5 protein-coding genes and 1 pseudogene are annotated in these 4,903 nt (G+C 70.2%); 3 read left to right on the forward strand and 3 right to left on the reverse strand.

Features of this window, described 5'->3' with window-relative positions; all coding sequences use genetic code 11:
- From KBX39_RS23045 to KBX39_RS23055, 3 genes and pseudogenes are all read right to left on the reverse strand, one after another.
- Window positions 1-199: pseudogene (locus KBX39_RS23045) on the reverse strand (hypothetical protein); the annotation flags it as partial.
- On the reverse strand, window positions 196-1,062 hold the full coding sequence (locus KBX39_RS23050; RefSeq protein ID WP_158559984.1) for an ABC transporter permease: 867 nt from the start codon (window positions 1,060-1,062) through the stop codon (window positions 196-198). The gene KBX39_RS23050 and the pseudogene KBX39_RS23045, both read right to left, overlap by 4 nt.
- Window positions 1,063-1,102: 40 nt before the next feature.
- Window positions 1,103-1,885: an IclR family transcriptional regulator gene (locus KBX39_RS23055; RefSeq protein WP_158559985.1), complete on the reverse strand. Its 783-nt coding sequence runs from the start codon at window positions 1,883-1,885 to the stop codon at window positions 1,103-1,105.
- Window positions 1,886-2,288: 403 nt separating this feature from the next.
- Between KBX39_RS23055 and KBX39_RS23060 the strand changes: the two genes are divergently transcribed.
- The 3 genes from KBX39_RS23060 to KBX39_RS23070 form a co-directional block, all read left to right on the forward strand.
- Window positions 2,289-3,170, forward strand: a complete 882-nt coding sequence (locus KBX39_RS23060) for a DUF6282 family protein (protein WP_210872469.1) — start codon at window positions 2,289-2,291, stop codon at window positions 3,168-3,170.
- A complete protein-coding gene (locus KBX39_RS23065) occupies window positions 3,167-4,099 on the forward strand; it encodes a 3-keto-5-aminohexanoate cleavage protein (protein WP_104115303.1) in 933 nt (310 codons plus the stop codon). The genes KBX39_RS23060 and KBX39_RS23065 overlap by 4 nt, the downstream gene beginning before the upstream one ends.
- A gap of 30 nt (window positions 4,100-4,129) precedes the next feature.
- A partial coding sequence (locus tag KBX39_RS23070; protein WP_210872471.1) for a hypothetical protein occupies window positions 4,130-4,903 on the forward strand: 774 nt, incomplete at its 3' end.

Below are 4,903 nucleotides of genomic sequence, written 5' to 3' on the forward strand. Positions count from 1 at the left end.
GGAACTGGAACGTCGACGCCGTGCTGAAGCTCATCGGGATGACGAACAGGGTCGGCAGGATGAAGTACAGCGCCACCAGGGCGCCGACGAGCTTGAGCCACCAGGGGATCGGGTCCACGGAGGTGGCGCGGCGGCGCCGACGGGCCGGGGCGGGTCGCCTCTGCGTACCCGGAGGGTTGTCGGTCTTCGTCGCGGTCATGGCTGGTCCTTCGTCCTGGCGGCGGCGACCACGCCGATCGCCGAGATGGTTCCGCCGAGGCGGTTCGCCCAGGCGACTAGCACGAGGGTGACGACGAGCACGAGCATCCCCAGCGCGCCCGCGCCCGAGAAGTCGAGCAGCAGGGTGGTGCGCTGGCCGAGCAGCTGCGCGACGAGGGACTGCTGTGGCGACCCGAGCAGGGCCGGCGTGACGTAGAAGCCGAGGCTCAGGGTGAACACGAGGATCAGGCCCGCGACCACGCCGGCGCGCGACAGCGGCCAGTAGATCTTCCAGAACGCGACCAGCGGGTGGGAGCCGAGACCGCGCGCGGCCAGCAGGAGCCGCCGGTCGATGCCGGACAGCGCGCTGAACAACGGCAGCACCATGAACGGGAGCAGCACCTGGCTCATCGCGACCGTCACGCCGGCCACCGTCCCGTACAGCACGACGTCCAGGCCGAACAGTTCGAAGAAGGAGTGCACCGGTCCGTTGCGTTGCAGGATGACGATCCAGGCGTAGTTGCGGGCCATGACCGACGTCCAGAACGGGATCAGCACGATGATCAGCAGCACGCCCCGCATGCGCGGCCCGACGCGGGTCATCAGGTAGGCGTACGGGTAGCCGAGCAGGAAGGCGATGACGGTGACCGCGGCCGCGGTCAGCGCGGTGCGGACGAGCACCCGCATCGTCACCCCGTCGGTGAACAGCGACTCGTAGTGCCGCAGGGTCCAGTCGCCGTTGCCGACGCTGCGCAGGAAGCTGTTCCCGAGCGGCACGAGCAGGATCCAGGCGAGCAGTGTGAGCGCCGGCACGAGGAGCAGCCACTGCGGACGCGGCCGGAGCCGCCGTAGGAGACCTGGCATGTCTGTTTCCGCCTTCCGCCCGGCGTCCCGGGCTCGCCTTTCATGCATGGCTGGTCGCGATCATGGAGCCCAGGGTCTCGGCCGCCTGTTCCAGCGCGGCGACGCGCGCCGAGGACCGCTCCGCGGGGTTGAGCATCTCGGTCGTGCCGAGCAGGCCCATCGCGGCCTGCACGTCGTAGGTGGCGAAGATCGGCACCGCCACCGAGGCCAGACCGGCCCGGTCCAGGTCCGCCCAGGCGATCCGGTGGCGCCGTACCCGGGCCAGCGCCTGCCGCTCCACCGCCGCCTCGGCCGGGGTGAGGCTCGCGTGGGCCCGGGTCACGGTGGCCGGGTCGGCCTGGAAGGCGAGCAGAACGCGGGTCTGCGCGGCCTTGAGTTCCAGCACCGTCCCGATCCGGGCCGTCAGCACGATGGTGCCCTGGTGCGGCTCCTCGACGAGCGTCACCACCGCGCCGGAACGGCCGAGGAAGCTGAGCACTGTGGTGAGGCCGGTCGTGTCCGAGAGCTGCCGCATGATCGCCGGCGCCAGCGTGAGGAGCTGCTGGCGGACCGAGACGAGGGCGAAGAGCTGGTCGAGCAGCGGGCCGGGGCCGAACGACGCGCTCAGGAAGCCGGCCCGTTGCAGGGACTGGAGATAGCGGTGCGCGGTCGTGCGGTTGAGGCCGAGGCGCTCGGCCACCAGGCCGGGGGCGAGACTCCGGGTGTGCTGATCGAGTAGCGCGAGGACGTTCGCCGCCCGGTCGATGGACTGGATCATGGTGCGATCCGTCTCCACCGTCGCCGGCCCGGGGCCGGTTCGCTGGGGGTCAGGATCGGCGCTCATCGTCACCTCCTTACCGGACGCATCCATTTCCAGGGCCCGGTCCAGGGCAAGCGAAAGTTCGCATGCGGGCAAAGGCATGCACGATGCGAACGACGGCTCTTCCGTTCGACGCCTCGACGAGCACGCCGACGAGGCGCTGGCGCTGGGCGGATCCGGCACGACCGATGGTTGGCCCGAGATCGGGCGTTCGTTTTGCGAGCTCCCGCTTTCGGTATGCGGACGATAACCGGTAACCCGCACGCAACACAATGGTCCTTTCGCGGGCCTGGCGCAGCTGTTACGCCGCTCGGCCACCCATGGACACGACCGATGCTCGTCCGTATGCTGAACGCCAAGTTCATGGGACGAACAGGAGGAGTCGATGGGCGTCTCGAAAGGTCACCAGCCGGTCCCGCCAGGGCTGTTGAAGGTTCTGGATGGCACGGTTGACCTGCACTGCCACTCCGGCCCGAGCCCGTTCCCGCGGCGGATCAACCACGTCGAGGCGTCGTACGACGCCGCGCGCATCGGCGTGCGGGCGCTGCTGGTGAAGTCGCACCACCACAACACCGTCATGGACCTGCTGGCCATGGGGCCCTGGCTGAAGGAGGCGCCGACGCCGGTCTACGGGGGCGTCGCGCTGAACTCCGAGGTCGGCGGCATCAACCCGTCGGCCGTCGCGATGAGCCTGCGGATGGGCGGCCGGTGCGTCTGGGCGCCCACCGTGTCCGCGCGCCAGCACATCGAGCACCACAGCCACGAGCACGGGTTCCCGACCTCGGGCCTGGACCTGCTGGAGAGCGAGGTCTCGGTGTTCGACGACAGCGGGTCCGTCTCCGCGCAGACCGAGCAGGTCGTCGAGGTCGTCGCGGACGCCGACGCGCTGCTGACCGGCGGCCACCTCGACGCCGACTCGATGAAGGCGCTGTTCACGGTCGCCGTCGACAAGGGCGTGCGCCGGCTTCTCGTCCAGCACCCCGACTTCATCGTGGGCGCCTCGGACGGCGACATCGAGGAGCTGCTGCGGATGGGGGCGTACGTCGAGCACGAGATCGCGATGTACCACCCCGGCGTCCCGAAGCCGGGCTGGCCGATCGAGCAGCTGGTGCGCTGGATCGAGCGCGTCGGGCCGGAACGGACCACCATCGGCTCGGACCTGGGCCAGCAGGGCAACCCGCTGCCGGTCGACGGCTACATCTACCTCGTGCAGCGCCTGCTCGACCACGGGGTGTCCGAGAAGGACGTCCGGCGGATGATCGCCGGCAACCCGGCCTACCTGCTCGGTCTGGAGGACAGCCCGTCGTGATCAGGGCGGACAGGGTCATCATCAGCGCGGCGGTCACCGGGTCCGTGCACGTGCCCTCGCAGAGCGACCACCTTCCGCTCTCCCCCGAGCAGGTGGTGCGGTCGTCGCTGGAGGCGGCGGAGGCCGGCGCCGCGGTCATCCACCTGCACGCGCGGCACCCGGACGGACGTCCCGCGTTCGAACCGGAGACGTTCGAGCAGATCATCCCCCCGATCGTCGAACGATGCGACGCGGTCATCAACATCACCACCGGGGGCGCCTCGTCGATGACGATCGAGGAACGGCTCGCCGCCGCGGCCCGGTTCAGCCCCGAACTCGCCTCGCTGAACATGGGGTCGATGAACTTCGTCTACTCCGGCATCGCGGACCGGGTCAGCCGGTGGAAGCACGACTGGGAGAAGCCCTACGTCGAGAACACCTACCGGCAGCCCTTCATCAACACGTTCGCCCAGATCGAGTACGCGCTGCGCGAGATCGGCGAGAAGGGCGGCACCCGCTTCGAGTACGAGTGCTACGACATCGGGCACCTCTACACCCTGGCCCACTTCGTGGATCGCGGTCTCGCCCGGCCACCCCTGTTCATCCAGGGCGTCTTCGGCATCCTCGGCGGCATCGGCGCGGACCACGCCAACCTGACCCACATGATCGCCATCGCCGACAAGCTGTTCGGCGCCGACTACCACTTCTCCGCGTTCGCCGCGGGCCGGCATCAGATGCAGTTCTGCACCCACAGCGCGTGGCTGGGCGGGCACGTCCGGGTGGGGCTGGAGGACAACCTCTACATCGGCAAGAGCGAACTCGCCACCAGCAACGCGCAGCAGGTCCGCAAGGTCCGGTCGATCGTCCAGGACCTGGGCCGCACGATCGCGACGCCCGACGAGGCCCGGGCGATCCTCGGCCTCAAGGGCGGCCGGAACATCAGCCGTTGACGCCACCGACACCTCGCAGGGACTGATGACATGACCATGTATGCCAAGGACGACATCCGGTCGCAACTGGCGGCGGCTCCGTCGCGGACTGTCGACCCGTCCACGCCCGTCCGCCCGGCCCAGTACCTCGCGCTGTACGACACGGCACCCACAGCGGTCACCGAGGCGGGCAGCCGGACCTGGCTGGTACGCGGCCAGCACCTCGTGCTCTCCTGGACCGAGGCGGTGACCGGCGACCGGTTCGCCCGCTCCGCGCAGCCGGACGAGTACGCGGTGCTGATGTACTCCGGCAGCGCCCCGGTACGGGTGCGCGCCGGCGACGGCTCCGCCGAGGTGGCGCAGGAGGCGTTCGTGGTGGTGCCGCCCGGCGACAGCGTGGTCGAGGCGCTCGCCGACGGCCCGGTGATCCGGGTGTTCTCCACAGTCGCCCCGGATCTGGCCGGGGCGGCCGCAAACGCGGCGGCGTACCGCGAGCCCGACCCCCGGTGCGCGCCGCTCGTGGCCTGGCCCGACCCGGTGGACGGGTTCCGCCTGCGGGTGTACCCGCTCGCCGAGCACCCGATCGAGCCGGGCCGGTTCGGGCGTATCTTCCGCACCACCAACATGATGATCAATTTTCTGGCCGAGGAACCCACGCCACGGGACCCGCTGCGCCTGTCCCCCCATTCGCACGACGACTTCGAGCAGCTCTCGTTCGGCGTCAAGGGCGAGTTCGTCCACCACATCCGCTACCCCTGGGGCCCCGACTCCACCCGCTGGCGCCCGGACGACCACGGCCGCCTCGGCGTGCCCTCGCTCTGCGTC

Origin of the sequence: Micromonospora sp. D75 (genome assembly GCF_018070405.1) — a bacterium.
Classification (GTDB): Bacteria; Actinomycetota; Actinomycetes; order Mycobacteriales; family Micromonosporaceae; genus Micromonospora; species Micromonospora chalcea.

Excerpts from the sequence above, each read along its gene's own strand:
- KBX39_RS23050 (WP_158559984.1), bottom strand. The coding sequence starts at position 1,062 with ATGCCAGGTCTCCTACGGCGGCTCCGGCCGCGTCCGCAGTGGCTGCTC.
- KBX39_RS23055 (WP_158559985.1), bottom strand. The coding sequence starts at position 1,885 with ATGAGCGCCGATCCTGACCCCCAGCGAACCGGCCCCGGGCCGGCGACG.